The sequence below is a fragment of the Kocuria subflava genome, from assembly GCF_012163155.1.
Classification (GTDB): Bacteria; Actinomycetota; Actinomycetes; order Actinomycetales; family Micrococcaceae; genus Kocuria; species Kocuria subflava.
On the sequence record NZ_JAAVUN010000011.1, the window covers coordinates 55,109 to 77,031 of the forward strand.

General features: G+C 64.5%; 19 protein-coding genes. 1 reads left to right on the forward strand and 18 read right to left on the reverse strand.

The window, feature by feature from the left end; all coding sequences use genetic code 11:
* Positions 1-108: 108 nt before the first annotated feature.
* The 18 genes from miaA to rpsO form a co-directional block, all read right to left on the reverse strand.
* Positions 109-1,050 carry a tRNA (adenosine(37)-N6)-dimethylallyltransferase MiaA gene (gene miaA, locus GTW58_RS07135; protein WP_168023481.1) on the reverse strand — a complete coding sequence of 314 codons (942 nt, stop codon included), beginning with the start codon at positions 1,048-1,050 and terminating at the stop codon, positions 109-111.
* Positions 1,043-2,650, reverse strand: a complete 1,608-nt coding sequence (gene miaB / locus GTW58_RS07140) for a tRNA (N6-isopentenyl adenosine(37)-C2)-methylthiotransferase MiaB (RefSeq protein ID WP_119933276.1) — start codon at positions 2,648-2,650, stop codon at positions 1,043-1,045. Before miaB ends, miaA begins: the two co-directional genes overlap by 8 nt.
* Positions 2,651-2,698: 48 nt before the next feature.
* A complete protein-coding gene (locus GTW58_RS07145; RefSeq protein WP_342453296.1) occupies positions 2,699-3,421 on the reverse strand; it encodes a regulatory protein RecX in 723 nt (240 codons plus the stop codon).
* Positions 3,422-3,504: 83 nt separating this feature from the next.
* Positions 3,505-4,602, reverse strand: coding sequence for a recombinase RecA (gene recA, locus GTW58_RS07150; RefSeq protein WP_119933277.1), 1,098 nt, complete (start codon positions 4,600-4,602; stop codon positions 3,505-3,507).
* 326 nt (positions 4,603-4,928) lie between these two features.
* Positions 4,929-5,150: a DUF3046 domain-containing protein gene (locus GTW58_RS07155; protein WP_047689777.1), complete on the reverse strand. Its 222-nt coding sequence runs from the start codon at positions 5,148-5,150 to the stop codon at positions 4,929-4,931.
* 116 nt (positions 5,151-5,266) lie between these two features.
* Entirely contained in the window at positions 5,267-5,656 is a 390-nt protein-coding gene (locus tag GTW58_RS14325) for a helix-turn-helix domain-containing protein (protein WP_189587265.1), read from the reverse strand.
* A gap of 163 nt (positions 5,657-5,819) precedes the next feature.
* Positions 5,820-6,338, reverse strand: a complete 519-nt coding sequence (locus GTW58_RS07165) for a CinA family protein (RefSeq protein ID WP_168023485.1) — start codon at positions 6,336-6,338, stop codon at positions 5,820-5,822.
* Positions 6,339-6,349: 11 nt separating this feature from the next.
* Positions 6,350-6,976 carry a CDP-diacylglycerol--glycerol-3-phosphate 3-phosphatidyltransferase gene (pgsA, locus tag GTW58_RS07170; protein WP_119933280.1) on the reverse strand — a complete coding sequence of 209 codons (627 nt, stop codon included), beginning with the start codon at positions 6,974-6,976 and terminating at the stop codon, positions 6,350-6,352.
* 6 nt (positions 6,977-6,982) lie between these two features.
* A complete protein-coding gene (locus GTW58_RS07175) occupies positions 6,983-9,961 on the reverse strand; it encodes a DNA translocase FtsK (RefSeq protein ID WP_119933281.1) in 2,979 nt (992 codons plus the stop codon).
* A gap of 96 nt (positions 9,962-10,057) precedes the next feature.
* Entirely contained in the window at positions 10,058-10,360 is a 303-nt protein-coding gene (locus GTW58_RS07180; protein ID WP_119933282.1) for a hypothetical protein, read from the reverse strand.
* Positions 10,361-10,545: 185 nt separating this feature from the next.
* Positions 10,546-11,565 (reverse strand): TIGR04086 family membrane protein, encoded by a 1,020-nt coding sequence (locus tag GTW58_RS07185; RefSeq protein ID WP_052209787.1) that lies wholly within the window; start codon positions 11,563-11,565, stop codon positions 10,546-10,548.
* 267 nt (positions 11,566-11,832) lie between these two features.
* Positions 11,833-13,533 (reverse strand): ribonuclease J, encoded by a 1,701-nt coding sequence (locus tag GTW58_RS07190; RefSeq protein ID WP_047692150.1) that lies wholly within the window; start codon positions 13,531-13,533, stop codon positions 11,833-11,835.
* 45 nt (positions 13,534-13,578) lie between these two features.
* Positions 13,579-14,493 carry a 4-hydroxy-tetrahydrodipicolinate synthase gene (dapA, locus tag GTW58_RS07195; RefSeq protein ID WP_047692151.1) on the reverse strand — a complete coding sequence of 305 codons (915 nt, stop codon included), beginning with the start codon at positions 14,491-14,493 and terminating at the stop codon, positions 13,579-13,581.
* Between the two features lie 10 nt (positions 14,494-14,503).
* Complete coding sequence (locus GTW58_RS07200) at positions 14,504-15,184, reverse strand: tetratricopeptide repeat protein (RefSeq protein ID WP_342453297.1); 681 nt, start codon at positions 15,182-15,184, stop codon at positions 14,504-14,506.
* Positions 15,181-15,957, reverse strand: a complete 777-nt coding sequence (gene dapB, locus GTW58_RS07205) for a 4-hydroxy-tetrahydrodipicolinate reductase (protein ID WP_047689430.1) — start codon at positions 15,955-15,957, stop codon at positions 15,181-15,183. Before dapB ends, GTW58_RS07200 begins: the two co-directional genes overlap by 4 nt.
* 24 nt (positions 15,958-15,981) lie before the next feature.
* The gene (locus tag GTW58_RS07210; RefSeq protein WP_047689428.1) at positions 15,982-17,394 is read right to left on the reverse strand and encodes a M16 family metallopeptidase; all 1,413 of its coding nucleotides are present in this window, start codon (positions 17,392-17,394) and stop codon (positions 15,982-15,984) included.
* Positions 17,395-17,594: 200 nt separating this feature from the next.
* Positions 17,595-19,862 (reverse strand): polyribonucleotide nucleotidyltransferase, encoded by a 2,268-nt coding sequence (locus tag GTW58_RS07215; protein ID WP_119933283.1) that lies wholly within the window; start codon positions 19,860-19,862, stop codon positions 17,595-17,597.
* Positions 19,863-20,240: 378 nt separating this feature from the next.
* The gene (rpsO, locus tag GTW58_RS07220; RefSeq protein WP_047689423.1) at positions 20,241-20,510 is read right to left on the reverse strand and encodes a 30S ribosomal protein S15; all 270 of its coding nucleotides are present in this window, start codon (positions 20,508-20,510) and stop codon (positions 20,241-20,243) included.
* A gap of 327 nt (positions 20,511-20,837) precedes the next feature.
* On the opposite strand from rpsO, the gene GTW58_RS07225 reads away from it, so the two are divergent.
* Complete coding sequence (locus GTW58_RS07225) at positions 20,838-21,848, forward strand: aldo/keto reductase (RefSeq protein WP_081993726.1); 1,011 nt, start codon at positions 20,838-20,840, stop codon at positions 21,846-21,848.
* The last annotated feature ends 75 nt before the right edge of the window (positions 21,849-21,923 follow it).

The window sequence follows — 21,923 nt, forward strand, 5'->3', positions numbered from 1 at the left end:
CGTTGCCGCGTTGGGCTCGGCGTCAGTGTTGGGCTGGGCCTCAGCCCGGGACTGAGTGGATTCTGCCTGCTGCGGGGATTCGGGGTGCTCGGTAGTCACGCGACCATGCTAATCCGCAATTCCACTGCGCCGGATCAGCTCCAGTGTGTGCTTCACCAGCAGCGGATCAGTGGCATCAAGCCACTGCACCCGGGGGTCGCCACGGAACCAGGTCACCTGACGTTTGGCGAACTGCCGGGTGGACACCACGGTGGAGGTCACAGCCTCCTCAATGGTCATCTCACCGTCCAGCACAGCCAAGAACTGCCCGTAACCCAGGGCTCGGGACGCCGTCTTGCCCTCACGCAGTCCCCTGGGAATCAAACGGCGGACCTCATCTTCCAGCCCCGCCTCCACCATGGCGTGCACCCGCTGCTCCAAGCGGTCGTGCAGCTGCGAACGGTCCAGGTCCAGGGCGATCTGGATGGCCGGTTGCACGTACTCCCGAGTGGGCATGAACGCCGTGAACGGCCGGCCCGTGACCTGGTGAACTTCCAGCGCGCGAACCAAACGGCGGTCATTCTTAATCCGCGCCGCAGACTCCGGGTCCACCGCCTGCAACCGCGTGCGCAGTGCACCCGGACCGTGCGCGGCCAGTTCCTCTTCCAAACGACGTCGGACCGCTGGATCCGTACCGGGAAACTCCATGTGGTCCAAGGCGGCCCGGACATACAACCCAGAGCCACCCACCAGGATGGGTACGTGGCCACGCTGCCAGATCTGCTCAAAGCACTGCCGCGCCTGGTGCTGGAACGCGGCCACGGAGGCTTCCTGGGTGACATCCATGATGTCCAACAGGTGGTGGGCCACCCCGGCGCGTTCCTCCACCGTGGCCTTGGCCGTCCCGATGTCCATGCCCCGGTAGAACTGCATGGCATCCGCGTTGACCACTTCCCCGCCCAGCTGCTGAGCAAGCTGGACACTCAGGGCAGTTTTGCCCGTGCCGGTGGGGCCCACCAGCGCAATGACGGGCAGGGAAGCCGGGGACGGCGTCGTCGTGAAATCAGCCACCGTTGACCGGGGCCGCGGCCACAGGCAGGGTGGGCATTCCCAAATTGACCTGGCCGGCTTTGGTGCTTCCGGCAGCGCCCGAGCCGGTCCCGCAGGACTGCGCCTGCTCACGTTCCCAGGCATCGCCCCCACGGGCACGCCGCAGGTGGTACTGGTCCGCGGCAGGATCGGCAATCAGGTGGTAGGCAGCCGCCTGGGTGACGGGAACCGTCACAAAATCACCCGGGCGTGGAGCCTCAGCGCCCTCCGGCACGGAGAAATGCACCAGGCGCTGATCCTGGGCGCGCCCGGACAGACGGTGGGTTTCACCGCTCTTCTTGCCGGCATTGGCCGTCACCAACAACTCCACGGTACGGCCCACCAGAGCCGCGTTCTCCTCCGCGGCAATGCGATCCTGCAATGCCACCAGGCGTTCAAAGCGTTCCTGGACCACGGCCTTGGGCAACTGGTCTTCACGCTCACCGGCGGGGGTGCCCGGGCGCACCGAGTACTGGAAGGTGTAGGCCATGGAGAAACGGGACTCCTCCACCACACGCATGGTGTCCTGGAAGTCCTCCTCCGTTTCCCCGGGGAAACCCACAATGATGTCCGTGGTGATGGCAGCTTGCGGGATCTGATCCCGAACCTTTTCCAGAATGCCCAGGAACTTCTTGGACCGATAAGACCGTCGCATGTCCTTGAGCACGCGGTCGCTGCCGGACTGCAACGGCATGTGCAACTGGGGCATTACGTTGGGGGTCTGGGCCATGGCGTCAATGACGTCGTCCGTGAAGGCCGCCGGATGCGGAGAGGTGAACCGTACCCGCTCCAAACCTTGAATCTCACCGCAGGCGCGCAGCAGCTTGGAGAACGCCTGCCGGTCACCAAAGGACACCCCGTAGGAGTTCACGTTCTGACCCAACAGGGTGACTTCCACGGCACCTTGGTCCACCAGGGCCTGGACCTCGGCCAAGATGTCACCGGGACGGCGGTCCTCCTCCTTGCCCCGCAACGACGGCACGATGCAGAACGTGCACGTGTTGTTGCACCCCACGGAGATGGACACCCAACCGGCGTAAGCCTGATCCCGCTTGGTGGGAAGGGCCGAGGGGAAGGTCTCCAGGGACTCCAGGATCTCGATCTCGGCTTCCTCATTGTGCCGAGCCCTCTCCAGCAGCACCGGCAGGGAACCGATGTTGTGCGTACCGAACACCACGTCCACCACGGGGGACTTCTTGAGAATGGTGTCCTGGTCCTTCTGCGCCAGGCAGCCGCCCACGGCCACCTGGAAATCCTTGTTCTTCTGCTTCTGCGGCACCAGTTGGGACAGGTGTCCGTAGAGCTTGTTGTCCGCGTTCTCCCGCACCGCGCAGGTGTTGAACACCACCAGATCTGGATCCTCACCGTCACGGACTGGTGTGTAACCGGCGGTTTCCAACAGGCCGTTGATCCGCTCGGAATCGTGGACGTTCATCTGGCACCCGAAGGTGCGGACCTCAAAGGATCGGGGCGAATCCAGCACGGGGATCTCCGGGGCCTGCGTGGAGGGCCCGGTACGGGGTGTGCTGGTGGTCTGGGTGTGGGCGCTTCCAGCAGTTACCTGGGCGTCAACGTCGGTCATACTCACCCCACAAGAATAGTGGGGCCGTCAACTTGGCCGACCGGTGGCTCAGTACTCAGAATCCTGGGAGAGCTCACCCAGGACTTCTTTCACGACGTCGAACGCCATGCCCGGCGCATAGCCCTTTCTGGCCAGCATGGAAACCAAGCGGCGCGTGAGCTTGTCCCGTGTGCTGCGTTCAGCCATCTGTGTGGCCAACTGTTCACCGGACGGCGCTTTGCGGCGGACCAACTCAAGAGCGTCCTGGCGCTCCTGTTCGTCAGTTCGTTGCTGCAACGCAGCTTCCGCCACATCGGGGTCAATGCCCTTGGCCTGAAGATCACGCCGCAGGGCCGGGCGAGCCAGTTTGCGGGTCTCCGCCCGCGACCGAACGAATGTCTGGGCAAAGGAGACGTCATCCACCAGCCCAACTTCTTGGAACCGGTCCAGAACAGTCATGGCCACCGATTCCGGGACACCACGATCCGCCAGCTTGTCCTCAAGCTGGCGGCGTGACTTTGCAGAGGCCGTGAGCTGACGCAGCACAATGTTCCGGGCGGCCTCCACCTGACCCGGGTCCATGTCTCCGGAAGCTGTACCGGCGTGATGGCCGACCCCGCCAGTCTCCGCCGGTTGCCCCTCAACGTGCGCGGAGTTGATCTGCTCGGTGCCGGACTGCACGGTGTCCAACTCTGCCGAGTCGTACTCCGGTGATGGTTCAGCACTCCGACCCCTGGCCCGTTGACGCTGCTGCGCGCGGCGTCGGCGCTGTTCGTAGGGTGACTCTGACAAGGGAACCTCTCATCTGGGTCTGGATACTCCACGACCCCGAAAGGAATCATCACTTTCGGGGTCGGGACTACTGGCGGGCCACCTCAGAAGGCAGCCTTGGCGGAGGCATCTTCCGAGCCGAAGTCGGCCACCACGCCGTCGGCATCGACCTCCGGGGAATCGTCTCCCACGATCCCGAGCTTGGTCAGGATCTTGTGTTCGATCTCCAACGCCATCTCCGGGTTGTCCCGCAGGAAACGGCGAGCGTTCTCCTTGCCCTGGCCCAGCTGGTCACCCTCATAGGTGAACCAGGCGCCGGACTTCTTGACGATGCCTTGCTCCACGCCGAGGTCGATCAGACCACCCTCGGTGGAAATGCCCTGGCCGTACAGGATGTCGAACTCGGCCTGCTTGAAGGGCGGGGCCATCTTGTTCTTGACGATCTTGGCCCGGGTGCGGTTGCCCACAGGGTTGGCGCCGTCCTTCAAGGTTTCAATGCGGCGGACGTCCACCCGGACCGAGGCATAGAACTTCAATGCCTTACCGCCGGTGGTGGTCTCCGGGGAGCCGAAGAACACACCAATCTTTTCACGCAGCTGGTTGATGAAGATGGCTGTGGTCTTGGAGTGGGACAAACGGCCGGTGATCTTACGCAGGGCCTGGGACATCAAACGGGCCTGCAGACCGACGTGGGAATCACCCATCTCACCTTCGATCTCCGCCTTGGGCACCAAGGCCGCCACGGAGTCGATCACCACGATGTCGATGGAGCCAGAGCCCACCAACATGTCCATGATCTCCAGAGCTTGTTCACCGGTGTCCGGCTGGGAGACCAAGAGGTTGTCAATGTCCACACCGAGCTTCTGGGCGTAGACCGGGTCCAGGGCGTGTTCGGCGTCGATGAAGGCGGCAATGCCCCCGGCCTTCTGAACGTTGGCCACGGCATGCAAAGCCACAGTGGTCTTACCGGAGGACTCAGGACCGTAGATCTCCACCACACGGCCGCGGGGGAACCCACCGGTGCCCAGCGCGACGTCCAAAGCGATGGATCCGGTGGGGATGACCTCCACCTTCTGCGCGGGGCGCTCCCCCAAACGCATGACGGAGCCCTTGCCGTAGTTCTTGTCGATCTGGGCCAGGACGGTTTCCAGTGCCTTTTCGCGGTCCGATACGGCGTTGCCCGAGCTGTTCTTGGGGGCCATGGTTCACCTCGTGTGGGTTCGTGGTGCGGCCGCTGCGGCCGCCGTGAAGGGGCGGAGAAATCTGAGGCGCTTGAGCTGAGCCTCCGGTGACCACTCCGCCATGAGCTGTCAGAAACAACGCTAGACAGGGGGTCAGACAACACAAGGCTGGAGCACTGCAACCGTGGGGGAAGAACACCGTTGCGCAGGAATCCAGAGCCCTGTGGAGTCTTGAAGGCTCGCCTCAAGCACCACCAGAACACTACACGGTGTTCGAACATTTGTTCGGATAGGAGATCGTGGGCGTGTCATTCACACCAGCCACGCGGTCCCCGCCGTCACGCGAATCAGCGCTTGGGCTCCATGTCCGGTCCCCACCAACGCTCCCGGGGGACGTCCTGGTTCTTGCACAGGGCGAACCACACGGTCTTGGGGTCTTCTCCCTGATTCAGAGCCTGCTCCGGTGTGCGATGCCCCAACTCCCCCAGCACGGTGTCCTGGACGAGCATTCGCCCCTGGCCCGCACCGAATTCATGCTCCAGCATCTGGTAAAAGCGACTCAGTCTCACAGTGGCTCCTCACAACACGACAGCGGGACCCAACGCCACCTGGGCATTGGATCCCGCTGTCTCCGGCAGGGACGCGATCAGCTCATGGCCGCGTGAGTCCGCCCGGGTGGAAAGTTTCAGTGGGCTCGTGCCCCGAATTCGTGCTGGTACTGCTCGCGCAGTTCAGCGGGCACGGTGTCCGGTGCCAGGTTGCCTTCAACCTCGGCAACACGGTCAGCCACCTCACGCAGCATGGCGGAGACGGGGACATCGAGTGCAGAGCAGATCGATGCCAACAGTTCAGAAGAAGCTTCCTTCTGACCGCGCTCAACTTCACTGAGGTAACCCAGTGAAACTCGTGCGGAATGTGAAACCTCACGCAGGGTGCGCCCCTGACGCTGACGGACGGAACGGAGTACCTCGCCAATTTCCTGACGCAGCACAACCGGCTTGGGTTCCGAATGAACGGAATCGTTGACGGTGGTGGTTTCGACGTCCTTCCAGCGGATGACGCCGTTGACTGACACGGGGGTCTTGGTCGTCGTGATGATTGGCTCCTCAATAGTGCGGAAAAACTCCGCGTGGCCCGGAATTTTCACCGATCGGATCAGTTCCGGATGGCCCCTCCCTGGGCCGTCGACGGGTACAACCGCCTGACGGGTCACCATTGTTCCCGATCGGTTCCGGGATTTACTGGGAGAAGTCTGGGAACCGACAGTGTGCTGCAAGATTCTCCAGGGCAGCGGTCACGCTGGCCGTCCGGATCTGGGCACGGGATCCACCTAAATGCAGTTCCTGAACGTGCGTGCCATCAGGCCCGGCCACACCCAGGAACACGGTGCCCACGGCCTTGCCGTCGTGCGGTTCGGGACCGGCAACTCCGGTGGTGGACACCGCCACGTCCACACCGAGGGCCTCACGCGCACCCTCGGCCATGGCTCGTGCCACCGCCGGATCCACAGCGCCCCCACGATCCAACAGATCGGCAGACACACCCAGGGTCCGGATTTTGACCGCATGTGAATAGGACACCACGGAGCCCTCGAACACCGCCGAGGCTCCCGGCACGGAGACCAACGCGGCCGCCACGGAACCGCCGGTCAGTGACTCGGCCGTGCCAATACTCAGCCCCCTGGCCGATGCCGCCGATATGGCTGCCTGGGCCGCTGCGAACACGGTGTCCGCGTGGGCCTCCTCACGACGGTCCATGTGCATCCGCCTCAGCTGTTGTCCACGGGGCGTCCCGCGGCCAGGGCGTCACGGCGCAACTGCCATGCCTTGATCACGTAGTCGATGCCGGTCACTACGGTGGAGATCAGCGCCAGGGCCATGAAGAACCACCCGAGCCACGCCCACCAGGCACCCACCACGGGCACCAGCGGCAGGATCATGACCAGCAACGCGATGGTCTGCAGGACGGTCTTGAGCTTTCCACCCTTGCCGGCTGCCATGACCCCGTAGCGGATCACCACAAAGCGCATGAGGGTGATGCCCCATTCGCGCACCAGGATCATGATGGTCACCCACCACCACAACTCACCCAGCATGGAGAGCACCACGAAGGCCGCGCCGGTGAGCAGCTTGTCCGCAATGGGATCGGCGATCTTGCCGAAGGATGTGATCAGACCACGGGCCCGGGCGATGTCGCCGTCGAGCTTGTCCGTCAGCATGGCCACGGCGAACACGCCGAAAGCTGCCCAGCGCATGGCCTGGGAGTCATGGCCGAAAGGACCACCGGCCACCAGGAACCACACGAAGAACGGAACCAGCAGGATCCGCAACGTGGTCAGCGCATTGGGCAGGTTCCAGTTGGAGGCGTTGGGCGGCTGTGCGTCAGTTCGTGTCATTTCGGTTCATCGTCCCGTCAGCTGCCAGGCGTCGTCGGACTCGGACTCCTCGGCGTCGTCGTCGTAATCAGTGGCAGCCGGGCCCGTGGGCTCGGCCAGGGGGTCCACACCGGCATCCCCGCCGGAACCGCCCGTACCCGCGTGCTCCTGAGCCCCCACCACGACGGCGGTGGGCGGCTCCTCCCCGCGGATCACGGCCAGCGTGGCGGCCAGATCGTCCGGGCGCACCAGGACGTCGCGGGCCTTGGAACCCTCGGAGGGGCCAACCACGCCGCGGGATTCCATGAGGTCCATCAGACGCCCGGCCTTGGCGAAACCCACGCGCAGCTTGCGCTGCAGCATGGAGGTGGAGCCGAACTGGGTGGTGACCACAAGCTCGACCGCCTGCAGCAGAACGTCGAGGTCGTCTCCGATGTCCTCGTCGATCTCCTTCTTGGGGGCCTCCTGAACCACGTCTTCCCGGTAATTGGCCTTCATTTGGGACTTGACGTGCTCCACGACCTCGTGGATCTCGGACTCGGCCACCCATGCCCCCTGGACACGCATGGGCTTGGAGGCACCCATGGGCAGGAACAGGGCGTCACCCTGACCGATCAGCTTCTCCGCACCCGGCTGGTCCAGGACCACACGGGAGTCGGTGACTGAGGAGGTGGCAAAGGCCATGCGGGAGGGCACGTTGGCCTTGATCAGACCGGTGACCACATCCACGGACGGGCGCTGGGTTGCCAGCACCAGGTGGATGCCGGCGGCACGGGCCAGCTGGGTGATGCGCACAATGGCATCTTCCACATCGCGGGGGGCCACCATCATCAGGTCCGCCAGCTCGTCCACGATCACCAACAGGTACGGGTACGGCTTGATCTTGCGTTTGGAACCGGGTTCCGGCTGCACCTTGCCGTTGCGCACACCCTTGTTGAAGTCATCGATGTGCTTGTAGCCGTAGTGCGAGAGGTCGTCGTAGCGGGCATCCATTTCCCGCACCACCCACTGCAGGGCCTCCGCGGCCTTCTTGGGGTTGGTGATGATCGGGGTGATCAGATGTGGCACGCCCTCGTAGGCGGTGAGCTCCACGCGCTTGGGGTCCACCATGACCATGCGAACTTCATCCGGGGTGGCCCGCATGAGCAGGGACACGATCATGGAGTTCACGAACGACGACTTACCGGCACCGGTGGCACCTGCCACCAGCATGTGCGGCATCTTGGCCAGGTTCGCCACCACGAACCCGCCTTCAACGTCCTTGCCCACGCCCATCACCATGGGGTGATCGTTCTTCCGGGCCGCCTGGGAGCGCAGCACGTCACCCAGCACCACGGTTTCGCGGTCCGTGTTGGGGATCTCGATGCCGATGGCGGACTTGCCCGGAATCGGCGAGAGGATGCGCACGTCCGAGGACGCCACGGCATAGGAGATGTTCTTGGACAGCGCGGTGACCTTCTCCACCTTGGTGCCCGGTGCCAGCTCGATTTCATAGCGAGTGACCGTGGGACCCCGGGAGAAGCCGGTGACCTCCGCATCCACCTTGAACTGCTGCATGGTCTCCGTCAGCGCCCGCACCACGGCGTCGTTGGCCTCGGAGCGTTCCTTGGCAGGGGCGCCCTGGATCAACGACGACGACGACGGCAGCGAGTACGCCACATCCCCGTCCAGTTGCAGCTGTTCCGTGCGTTCGGGGATCGGGGTGGCCTGTACTGCCACGGGAGCGTGGGCAGCCGTGGTTTCACCATCGGCTCCGTCAGCGTCGATCACAGCGGCAGCACTCGAGCCTGCGGCAGTGTCGGCTGCTCCCCCGCTGCCGCCTTCCAGGCCCTGTTCGCGGCGCAGTTCCTGGGCAGCCAGCTGATCCCGGGTGGGTCGCTTCTGCCCCGGACGCAGGCCGGTGGGTGCTTGTTCGGCTGACGTTGCGGTGGAACCGGATAGATTCTCAGTCTCGAGTTCAGCTTCACGATCTGTGCGGGCTTCATCCCCGGACTCGACGTCAAAGACCGGCACGCAGGAGCCGCGGCGTCCAACGGGTCGGGTCTGCTCCACCACAGGAACTTGATCCGTGGCCTCGCCGATCACTGCGGTTTCAAAAGCTTCATCACCGTCGTAGGTGTCCAGGCGTTCCCGTTCAGCGGCGTCCTTGCGCTGTTGCTTGGCCTGCTTGCGAGCCGCTCTGCGCGCAGCCCGGTCGTTGGCCGGCTGCGGGTCACGGTCATCCAAGTAGGAACGGTCGTGGTCGGAAGCACTCAAGTCGGCGCCTGTACCGGCATGCCCTGCTCCCACCACGGCATCACATGCGTGGGCCAGCCGGGGTCCGATCTGGGCGAACGGTGTGCCGGTCACGATCAACACGCATAGGGCCAAGACCGCAGCACAGACCACGGCAGCCCCCACGGGGGTGATCACGGAACCCAGCGGCCCGGCCATCAGGTAGCCAAAGGCCCCGCCTGCGGTCAGGCGGGATTCAAAGCTCTCCGTGACGCCGGGGGAACCACCGATCACGTGGGCCAAACCCGCGGCAGCCAGGACGGCCACGGTCAACCCCAGGGCAATTCTGTTGTTGGAAGCGGTGGGAACGGGCTTGCGGAAAACTCGAACAGCAAATCCGATCAGAGCCAGGGGCAGGACCAACGCGGCCCAGCCGATCAGTCCCGCCACCAACCAGTGCACGCCAAAGGCCGCAGCCGAGAGGACTGGGATCCCTGCTCCGTAGAGCGCCCACCATTCGACCACGGCAATCACAAGGCCCGCGACCAGCAGGACCAGGGCGCCGCCGTCGCGACGATCTTGAGGGTCAAGGTCAGTTCGGAGCGTGCCGATGCGTCGGATTGCGCCACCGATCAGGTGCGCAAACCAGAGCCATGTGCCTACCAGTGCGTCAACGGCGCGCTCACCAAGACCCTGCTGCGGGCTGTTCGAAGTGCTCTTCTTGGACTTCGAGGTGGTGGATCCGCGCGACGTCGAGGCACCCTTGCGGGCGGGGGAAGTACGAGTCGCCATACACAAAGGGTAAACGACGCTGCAAAACCGGCTCAGACCGGCGCACCCGGGCCCGCTTGACGATGCTCACGTCCACGGGTGCGCACCGGCTGATTTTCAGGGCTGTTGCGGCCGATCGCGGGCGTCGTCCTCGCGAGCCCAACGACGCCGATTGACGTCATCACGCAGGATCAGGAACCAGATCACGCTGAAAATCATCAGCACGGCACCAATCAAGAAACCGGCCGATGCCAGCCCCATGGTGAGAATTTCCGGGTCCGTGGGCATGCACGCTCGGGAGGTGTCCCCTGCGGGGCAGTCCGACCACGGCCAGACCATGACCAGGATTCCAGCCACCAGACTGGTCAGAGAAATCACGGCACCGAGCACCAACATGAAGATCCGCGGTTTGCCGAACATGGTTACCTCCTCATTCATCAGGTGCCTTATCACTGACCGTACATGCGGGTGGGCCGGACGGAAAATGCAAAGGCTGGGCCGTCAGTGAAGACGACCCAGCCTCAGCTGTCAGCCAAACCCAGCGCGGTCACGATCGGCGCTGCGAGGACCGTGCCGTGTAGGTGATTGACCGCATGTGGTGCCGATCAGACGCGAGTGGTGCCGGTGTTGCGGCGGTTCAGGTCATCGTTGCGGCGATCCACGCCCTCGTTGCGGTTGCGTCCTGCGGCCACGGCACGGGAGCCCAGGAGACCTGCCACAGCGGAGACAATGGCGCCCAGGAACAGGCCGGCAAAGGTCCAACCTGCGGCCTCGGCGGTGGTGTTGGCGGCTTCCTCGGCGCGCGGTGCAGCATCTTCCACGGCCTGCTCGGCCTCGGCGGAGGCCTCATCCGTGGTCACACCGGGGCTCTGCACGGCTTCCGGGTTCTGCACGACCGCAGCCGTCACGTTGTCAGCAGCAGTGCCCAAAGTGTTGCCCAGAGCGCCCAGCACGTTGCCGGCCAACAGGGTGGCCAGCACCAGGGCGGTGAGCAGGGAGGTGGCCCAGGTCAGGAAACCGTGGATCAAACCGGCGCGCCCTGCTAGCAGGCCTGCCACGGCACCGCCGCTGAACAGAGCCAGGGCCAAGGTGATGATGGAAGAGATTCCGGTGGCCATTCCCACGCCTTCACCCGGGTTCTCCGAGTTGAGGTCGGACATGCCCAAGCCCAGGGCAGCGGTCACCAGGGAGAACAAGACGGTCAGGGCCAAAACGGTGACCACACCGGCAATCACGGCACCCCAGGAGATGTTCTTGACGTCTCCTCCGCGGCCATCGCCCAGGACGTCTTCCTTCCAAGACGGCTTGGCACGGCGTTGATCATCGTGGTCATGACGGTCGTTGCGGTCATCGCGATCGCTGCGGACGGCGCGATCATGACTGTTGTTGCGGTCGAGGCCGGCGCGGCGGTCGTCGTGACGCTCGTGGGATCCAGCGGTTCGGGACTCCCCACGCTCGGTGGCGTTGGCGGTACCGCGCCCGGAGGTGGTCTTGTCCTCCACGCGGTCGTGGGAGTTCAAGCCGGTCCAGGAGTCACGGCCATCGGTGCGCCCCAGGTTCTGATCTTGGCCGTCGCGGGGGCCCGGGTTGCCGGAAGAATTCGGGGGGACATTGTTGGTGGACATCAGGTGTTCCTTTCGCGGCCTCACAGTGCGAGGCCGTGGAGGTCAAGTGGGAGCCGCTGATGACCACACCGTCCTGGCCTCCCAAAAAGGGCGGCGAGACGTGCGGTCACACATGCGACCGAATCCACCATAAGGCACCTTATTATCAGCCCCCTGAATAATTCCGCTCTGGGCGCACACATGCTGATGGCCACCTGCTGAGTCGGCAGGTGGCCATCAGATGGTGCAGGGGGCCGCGGATCACATCTGGTGCGCGGCCCGTGAGCTTCAGTTCTTGGAACCTGCCTCAATCACCACCGGCACGATCATGGGCTTGCGGCGCAGCTTGCGGCCCACCCACGGTCCGATGGTGCGGCGCACGATCTGCTGCAGCTGATGCGTGGTGTACTGCTTCTGCTCGTGCAGGGCATCCTCCAGGGCACCGGTGATCTTGGGGATGATGTCATCGAACACACGATCATCCTCAGCCACACCGCGGGCGTGCACGTCCGGGCCGTTGACCACACGCTTCTGCTTGCGGTCGATCACGGAGACCACGGAGACAAAGCCCTCTTCACCCAAGACAATCCGGTCCTTGAGGTCGTCCTCGGTGATCTCACCGACCGAGGAACCGTCCACGTACACGAACTTGATCTCGTGTCCACCCACGATCCGCGCCTGGTGGTCCTTCATGTCCACACAGGTGCCGTTCTCCGTGAGCAGCACATTCTCCGGAGGCACACCGGTGGCTTCTGCGAGTTCACCGTTGGCCATGAGGTGGCGGACCTCGCCGTGCACCGGCATGACGTATTCGGGCTCCACGATGTTGTAGCAGTAGAGCAGCTCACCGGCAGATGCGTGACCAGAGACGTGGACCTTAGCATTGGATTTGTGCACCACGTGGGCGCCCAGTCGCATCAGGCCGTTGATGATCCGGAACACGGAGTTTTCGTTGCCCGGGATCAAGGAGGAGGCCAGGATGACGGTGTCACCATCACGGACCTGCACGCGGTGATCGCCGCGGGCCATCCGGGACAGGGCAGCCATGGGCTCACCCTGGGAACCGGTGCACATGATGACCAGTTCATCGTCCCGGAACTGCTCCACCTTGCGCTGGTCCACCAGGACGCCCTCAGGGACGTCCAGGTAGCCCAGCTCCGCGGCAATGCCCATGTTGCGTTCCATGGAGCGGCCCATCAGGGCAACCTTGCGCCCGGAGGCGACGGCGGCGTCGAGCACCTGCTGCACACGGTGAACGTGGGATGAGAAGGAGGCGACGACGACCTTCTGGCGGGACTTCTTGATCACATCCGCAAGGACTCCCCCAATGTCCTTCTCCGTGGGGGTGAACCCCGGGACCTCGGCGTTGGTGGAGTCCGTCAGGAACAGGTCAACACCTTCTTCACCCAGGCGGGCAAAGTGGCGCAGGTCCGTGATGCGGCCATCCAGCGGCAGCTGGTCCATCTTGAAGTCACCGGTGTGCAGCACGGTGCCGGCCTTGGTGCGCATGAACACGGCCAGGGCGTCCGGGATGGAGTGGTTCACAGCCACGAACTCACACTCGAACTCGCCGAGCTTCTCCACCTGCCCCTCGCGCACGGTCAGCGTGTAGGGCTTGATCCGGTGCTCGCGCAGCTTGGCTTCCACCAGGGCCAGGGTCAGCTGGGATCCCAGGATGGGGATGTCCGCACGTCGCTTGAGCAGGTAGGGCACTGCACCGATGTGGTCCTCGTGACCGTGCGTGAGCACGATGGCCACAATGTCATCCAGGCGGTCCTCGATGTGGGAGATGTCCGGCAGGATCAGGTCCACACCGGGCTGGTTCTCTTCCGGGAAGAGCACACCGCAGTCAACGATCAGCAGCTGACCGTTGATCTCGAACACGGTCATGTTGCGGCCCACCTCCCCCAGGCCACCCAGCGGGGTGACCCGCAAGGTGTCCTTGGCCAGGGCAGGCGGCTTGCTCAAGTTTTCAATCCAATGGGTCATGCGACCCCTCTCTGAGGTAACAGCTCTCGGATCCGAGAGCGGTGATTAGAACGTCAGGGAATCGGCCACCACGGAGGATTCAAGCTCCGCCTTGATCGCAGCCAACTCGGCGTCGGTGGCATCCACGTACGGCAGGCGCACGCGGTGGTTGGGCAGTACGGACTGCCAGTTCAAAATTTGTTTGGCCGCAACGGCACCCGGCACGTGGGTCATGGTGGCTCGCACCACAGGCTCGAGTTCGTGGGCGATCTGCAGGGCTTCCTGCAGGTTGTCCGCGTTGACGGCATCGATCAGACGGCGGAAACGCGGGGTGTCCACATGGGTGGTCACCCCCACCAGACCCACCGCGCCGATGGACATCCACGGCAAGGTCAGGCCGTCGTCGCCGGAGTAGTAGAGAAGATCGGTTTCTGCGATCACGCGCATGCCGGCGGCCAGGTCGGCCTTGGCGTCCTTGACGGCCACGATCTTGGGGTGATCAGCCAGGCGCAGCAAGGTGTCCACGGACAGTGGGATGCCGGTGCGCCCCGGGATGTCGTAGAGCATGATGGGCAGCTCCACGGCATCGGCAACGGTTTCAAAGTGCGCCACCACGCCAGCCTGTGTGGGCTTGTTGTAGTACGGGGTCACGATCAGCAGACCGTCCATACCCGCCTTCTGGGCGGTGGCGGACAAGTGCATGGTGTGCTGGGTGTCGTTGGAGCCAGCACCGGCCACCAGCGCCACACGATCCCCCACGGCGTCACGAACGGTGCTGAACACGGCAAAGTGCTCGTCATCCGTCATGGTGGAGTACTCGCCGGTGGTGCCGCCCACCACCAGACCGTCGCAACCCTGTTCCACCAGTCGAACCGCAAGGGCTTCCGTGGCGGCCAGATCCACCGAGCCGTCGTCCTTGAACGGGGTGACCATGGCGGTGAGCAGTGTTCCGAACAGGGGCTTGTCCTGGTGCGCAGTCATGGCATACACCCTAACTTGCCGCCCGCGCGGACTGCGGCCCGGAACCGGGGTGGCTGACAGAAAGTCGGACAGCCTGACGCATGGCCCCGCGGGCGCGTCGGGTGTCTCCCGAGGCACTGTAGGCCAGGGCCAGCCGGTACCAGGCCCGCCACTGTTCCGGCTGTGCTTCCACCTCGGCCTGCCACCGCGGGAACTGGGCGTCTGCTGCTTCCCGCACGATTCGACCTGACGGGTGACGTGGAAGGTTGTCCTCCGGAAGTCCCCCTTCAGCTGCCAGTTGCCGACCGAGCTGTTCGATCCGCACCCCGAACAACAGTTCACGGATCAATGCCCAGATGCCCAGTACCGGGATCAGCACCAGGGCCGCACCCATGATCTTGCTGACCCACGTTTCTGCGGTCATCAGGATCCACGCGCGTTGCAGGGACAGCGCCAGATAGAAGACCAGCAACGCCACCATGGCAGCCGCCAACGCTTTACCCCGGTTGGTGGATTCCAGCAGTGTGAACACCCCGGCAAAGGCGGCGATCACCAGGACCGTGATTTTGGCCGTGGTGGGGATCGGAAGCAGCCACAGGGTCACCAGAGCCGCACCCAGGACCACCCAGCCCAGCACACGCAGGGAACCCAGACTTCCCGTTCCCGACGACGCCCCCGCGTCCTGCGGATCGCCCGAGTCGGTGGGGCTCACGCGTCCAGGTCCATGAAGTTCTCCAACCCGTGAGTCAGCCCCGGATTGCTTCCCACGCTGCGTACGCCCAGCAGCACCCCGGACATGAAGGAGATCCGGTCGAAGGAATCGTGCCGGATGGTCAGCATCTCCCCCTCGTTGCCCAGCAAGGTCTCCTGATGTGCCACCAGACCGCGCAGGCGCACGGAATGCACGCTGACGTCGTCGATCTTGGCCCCGCGGGCGCCGTCGGGATCCGTTTCCGTGGCATCTGGGGAAGCCCCCAGGCCGGCGGCTCGGCGGGCCTCCCCCACCAGCGCCGCGGTCCGAGCCGCTGTGCCGGAGGGGGCATCCACCTTGTTGGGGTGGTGCAGTTCAATGATCTCCGCCGACTCAAAGAACTTGGCGGCAATGGCGGAGAACCGCATGGCCAGCACAGCACCAATGGAGAAGTTCGGGGCAATCAGCACACCAACACCGGGGTGTGCTTCCAACAACTCGGTGAGCCGGGCCGAGCGCTTCTCATCCCAACCGGTGGTTCCCACCACGCAGTGGATGCCGTTCTCCACGCAGAACCGGACGTTGTCTTCCGTGGCGGTGGGCACCGTCAAGTCAATGGCCACCTGGGCACCGGCAACCAGCAGCTGTTGCAGGGAGTCGTTGTGGTCAATGGTGGCCACCAGTTGGGTGTCACGGGCATTGTCCACGGCACGGACGGCCTCTGATCCCATCCGGCCGTGGGCGCCCAGGACGGCCACCTTGACGGGGTTTGCTGCGCTGCTGTCTTGGCTCATGATCTCTCCTGAAGTCTTTGCTGCTCAGTCTTGTTGGGGTGCCACGATCTGCACCACGGTGGGCCCCTGGGCCAGCTCTCGGGCCAGGGCTTGAACGTGGTCGGGGGTGACGGCTCGCACCCGGTTCAGGGTTTCTTCCAGGTCGTAGAACTCCCCGGTGGTCAGTTCTGCCGATCCCAAACGGGACATGCGGGAACCGGTGTCCTCCAGCGCCAGGACGGTGCCGCCTGCCAATTGACCCACCACCTTGGTCAATTCAGTGTCGCTGATCCCGTGGTGAGCCAATTTGTTGAGCTCATCGGTCATCAACTGCAGCACCTGATCCGTTTTGGCCGGTGCGCAACCGGCGTACATGCCGAAGTAGCCGGCATCCGAGTAAGACCCGGCAAAAGAAAAGGTGTTGTAGGCCAATCCGCGCTTCTCCCGGATCTCCTGGAACAGGCGGGAGGACATTCCACCACCCAGGGCGGCGTTGAGCACAGTCATGTGGTAGCGGCGGTCATCACCGGAGACCAGTCCGGGGCGCCCCACCAGCACATTGGACTGCTCCACGGAACGGTGCAGCTCATGGCGGCCCCACTGGGGCTGCGGCGTGGTGGCATCCACGGAACCACGGGTCCGCCGGGCACGGGCGGTGCCAGGTTTGTAGGCATCCCACCCGGCCGCCGCCATGGAGTGCACCACCATCTCCACCACGGCCTCATGATCCAAGCCACCGGCAGCGGTGACCACCAGGCCCCCGGGTCGGTAGTGGTCCTGGAAGTGCTGCCACACCCGGTCCCGGGGCACTGCCAGGATTTCCTCCGGAGTGCCACCGATCGGACGGGCCAGCGGGTTGCCGTGGAAGACGTGCTCCACAAAGTGTTCAAACGCAACATCGGTGGGATCGTCCTGATCCATGGCCAGTTCTTCCAGGATCACCCCGCGCTCGCGTTCCAGCTCGTCCGGGTCGAGGACCGCTCCGGCCACCATGTCCGTGAGAACATCCACCGCCATGGGCAGCTGCTCGGAGAGCACCCGGGCAAAATAGCACGTGTGTTCCTTGGCGGTGATGGCGTTGGACTCACCACCCACCTGGTCAAAGGCTTCTGCAATCTGCAACGCATTGCGCTTGGCGGTCCCCTTGAACAACAGGTGCTCCAGGAAATGCGTGGAGCCCAGGTGCCCCGGGGCCTCGTCACGGGAGCCAACACCCACCCAGAAGCCCACAGTTGCCGAAAGCAACCCGGGCATGGACTCCGTCAAGATCCGGGTGCCGCAGGGCAGCACCGTGCGGGTGACCACGGCACCGCCGTCGCCGTCGTGGATCACGTGGGTGAAGCCACCGGCAGCAGACGATTCCGTGCCCTCATGACGCCCGGACCCAGCCGGTGCGGTGAGCGGAATCGAGTGAAGCGGTGCCGAGGCGGCAAGCAAGGGAAGGTCAACGACCGTCATACGAGAACTTGTGGCTCCTGTGCAGCGCCAAGGCGCAAAATCAGTGTGGGGTGTGGGGATGGTACCGCGCGGCGCGCGCACCGTCCGCAATGGCCGTCATCCCCGGTGTTCGCAGGGAACACCGGGGATGACGGCGGAACACGGTGGCTGCTGAACCCACAGGACCCAACGGGCCCGGGAATCAGCAGCGCACGTGCGACTCAGGCCTCTTCAGTGGCCTCAGCGTTGTCATCAGCGGCCGCGGACTCGTCCTCGGCAACCACCGGGGACAGCGACAGCTTGCCGCGGTCATCCACCTTGGTGATCTCCACCTGAACCTGCTGGCCCACGGAAACGACGTCCTCGACCTCGTTGACGCGCTTGCCATCGTTGAGCTTGCGCAGCTCCGTGACGTGCAGCAGGCCGTCACGGCCCGGGGTCAGGGACACGAACGCACCAAAGGTGGTGGTCTTGACCACGGTTCCCAGGTAGCGCTCGCCGACCTCCGGAACCTGCGGGTTGGCGATCGCATTGATCGCCGAACGGGCAGCTTCTGCCGAGGGGCCGTCGACGGCGCCGATGTAGACGGTGCCGTCGTCCTCGATGGAGATGTCAGCGCCGGTGTCCTCCTGGATCTGGTTGATCATCTTGCCCTTGGGGCCGATGACCTCACCGATCTTGGACACGGGCACGTTGACCGTGATGATGCGCGGAGCGTGCTCGGACATCTCATCCGGGGCATCGATCGCGGCGTTCAGCACGTCCAGGATGGCCAGGCGGGCCTCACGGGCCTGTCCCAGAGCGGCATCCAGAACGTCAGAGGGAATGCCGTCCAGCTTGGTGTCCAGCTGGATGGCAGTCACAAAGTCCTTGGTGCCGGCCACCTTGAAGTCCATGTCACCCAGGGCGTCTTCAGCACCCAGGATGTCGGTCAGGGCCACGTGGGCGTCCTTGCCGTCAACCTGGCCGGTGACCAGGCCCATGGCAATGCCCGCCACCGGGGCGCGCAGCGGCACACCGGCGTTGAGCATGGACAGGGTGGAGGCACACACGGAACCCATAGAGGTGGAACCGTTGGAGCCCAAGGCCTCGGAAACCTGGCGGATGGCGTACGGGAACTCCTCGCGGGAAGGAACCACCGGAGCCAAGGCGCGCTCGGCCAAGGCGCCGTGACCGATTTCGCGGCGCTTGGGCGAGCCCACACGGCCAGTCTCACCGGTGGAGTACGGCGGGAAGTTGTAGTGGTGCATGTACCGCTTGGACTTCACCGGGGACAGGGAGTCGATCTGCTGCTCCAGCTTGAGCATGTTCAGCGTGGTCACGCCCATGATCTGGGTTTCACCGCGCTGGAAGATCGCCGAACCGTGCACGCGGGGCAGGATTTCCACCATGGCGGTCAGCTCTCGGATGTCCTTGGGGCCACGGCCGTCAATGCGCACGCCATCGCGCAGAATGCGCTGACGCACGGTTTCCTTGGTCAGCTTCTGGTAGGCGTCGTTGACCTCGTTCAGGCGGTCAGCGAACGGCTTGCCCTCACCGGTCAGATCAGCCAGCACGGACTGGTGCAGTTGGTCCGTGGCGTCCTCGCGCTCCTGCTTTCCGGCAATCGCGTAGACCTCTGCCAGGCGATCACCTGCAGCGTCCTTGACGGCGGCAGCGACGTCGTCGCCGTGGCCACCGAAGTACGGCAGCTCCATCGCGGGCTTGCCGGCGCGGGCCTTCAGATCCGACTGTGCCTCACACAGGGCCTTGATGAACGGCTTGGAGGCCTCCAGGCCCTCGGCCACGATGTCCTCGGATGGCGCCACGGCGCCGGAGGAGATCAGGTCCCAGGAGTTGTCCGTGGCTTCAGCCTCAACCATCATGATGGCCACGTCTTCCGTGCCATCTGCGGCAGTCACCACGCGACCGGCAACGGCCATGTCGAACACGGCGTTCTCCAGCTGGGAGTGCTTGGGGAAGCAGACCCACTGGTGGGTGCCGTCGGCCTGGGCGATCAATGCCAGTCGCACGCCGCCGACCGGGCCGCCGAAGGGGGCACCGGACAGGGCGGTGGACATGGATGCGGCGTTGATGGCCACGGTGTTGTAGATCTCGTCCGGGTCGATGGCCAGGACGGTCACGACCACCTGGACCTCGTTACGGATGCCCTTGTCGAAGCCGGGGCGCAACGGACGGTCGATCAGGCGGCAGGCCAGGATCGCGTCCGTGGACGGGCGGCCTTCGCGGCGGAAGAACGAGCCGGGGATACGGCCGTCCGCGTACATCCGCTCCTCGACGTCCACCGTCAGCGGGAAGAAGTCGAAACCATCGCGGGGCTTCTTGCCGATCGCGGTGGTGGACAGCAAGGTGGTGTCGTCGTCGATGGACACCAGGGTGGAACCGGCAGCCTGCTGGGCCAGCAGTCCGGTTTCAAAGCGCACAACGCGCTTGCCGTAGCGGCCGTTGTCAATGACGGCCTCAGCGAACTGAATCTCGGGACCCTCCACGGGTCACCTCCATTTCATGTGGGGTTACTTGTCTCTTGCGCAGTTCCCACGTCTCCCGCGCTCGGCCATCGATCGAAGCCCACGGCGCTCCCCGCGTGAAAACGTGGGATTCCGTAGGCCACTGTCGAGGACCGCCACTCGGGTCTCTGCGGGCTCACTGCGCTGCACGACGACGCCCTGGCGGGTGCCGTCTGCGTCCTCGCCTCACGGCGATGACAGGTGGTGCACTCTCAAGCCTGTCAGGTTGGTGGCGATTCGCCACGGATTTGAGGCTGAGAATTCACTGCGGGCCGCTGAAGTCTCAGCGCCCAGGTAGGGCTCGAGGCGGGGTTCCACCCGCTTCAACGGGCCGAACCCCGCCTCGGCTCAAGACGGTGATCAGCGGCGCAGGCCGAGGCGCTCGATGAGCGCACGGTAGCGCGTGATGTCGGTGTCACGCAGGTAGGTCAGCATGCGACGACGGCGACCAACCAGGGCCATCAGGCCGCGGCGGGTGTGGTGGTCGTGCTTGTGCATCTTCAGGTGCTCGGTGAGATCCGAGATGCGACGGGACAGAACAGCGATCTGGACCTCGGGAGAACCGGTGTCACCCTCGTGAGTCGCGTATTCCTTGATGATTTCCTGCTTGACGGCTGCGTCAAGGGCCATGATGAACTCCTAGTGTTCAGTGCCGTGTGGCCCGGGCACGATTCTTCATGCCGGGTCCCTGATGGCATGGCGTGAGCCAGCATCAGGGGGTCCGTCCACCACGGACTGCAGGCGGACCGCCGACCATCCTAGCAAACATGGCACAGGTGCTGTTTGGGCCGTGGGTCACCCGGGTGGCCTGTCGGAGAAACCTGGGCACGGGAAAGTGCACCATTCCGGCGGTCCAATGCATTTTCCCGTGCCCAAGTCGAGTCGACGACGCTTGAGACAGCTCACTGATGGGCAGAATGGTAGTCAGGACACCCAGCACCGACCGGAAGGCATCCCATGAGTCACTCCACGCACGAGCCAGCACCGCAGAGCAAGGCAGCCACCAACACCGCCCAAGAGCCGGAGATCGAGTACGACCAGGAGAAGATCGACCAAGCAGGCCGGGAAGCAGAGAAGCAGGAGGACTTCTTTGACGATCACGAGTTCAACAAGGACCTCTCCGACCAAGTGGGGGTGGCTGACCGGCGGCACACCCTCCATGACGGCAACACCATCCCTCCCATCGGCCTGGGCACTGCCCGGATGGACAACGGAGTGGCTGAGGGTGTGGTGTACGAGGCCCTGACCGCAGGGTTCCGCCTGATCGACACCGCCGCCAATTACCAGAACGAATCCGGTGTGGGCCGCGCGCTCAAGGACTCCCTGCTGCCGCGCGAGGACCTGTTCGTCACCACCAAGCTCCCGGGCCGGGATCACGGCACGGATTCCGTCCGGCGTTCCTTGGAAGGATCCCTGCAGCGCCTCCAGCTGGAGAAGGTGGACCTCTACCTGATCCACTGGCCCAATCCACAGCGCGGTCTCTACGTGGAGTCCTTCCGGACCATGTTGGAGCTGCGGGAGGAGGGTCTGATCGGCTCGGTGGGTGTTTCCAACTTCACCCCGGAGATGGTGGATGAACTGATTGCCAAGGTGGGTGAGGCTCCTGCGGTCAACCAGGTGGAGTTGCAGCCGCAGTTCCAGCAGGAAGCCCTGCGCGCCCATCACCATGGTCACCGGGTTCTGGTGGAGGCCTGGGCTCCGCTGGGTCACGATTCCAAGGTCATCAACCACGAATGGATCCAGGAGATCGCCGCAGATCAGGGACGCACCCCCGCCCAGGTCATCTTGCGCTGGCACATCCAGAACGGCGTGGTGCCCATCCCCAAGACCTCCAAGCCCGGGCGCATGGCGGAGAACCTGGACGTCTTCGGCTGGGAACTCAGTGCAGAACAGATGCACCGCATCAAGCTGTTGCACACCGGCCTCTCGGCCTCCGGACTCGACCCCTGGGAGCACGAGGAGCTCTGACCTACGCCAGGAACCACTCCCCTGACCACGTACGACGGCGGCGCACCGAGCAACCGGTGCCCCGCCGTCGTAAAT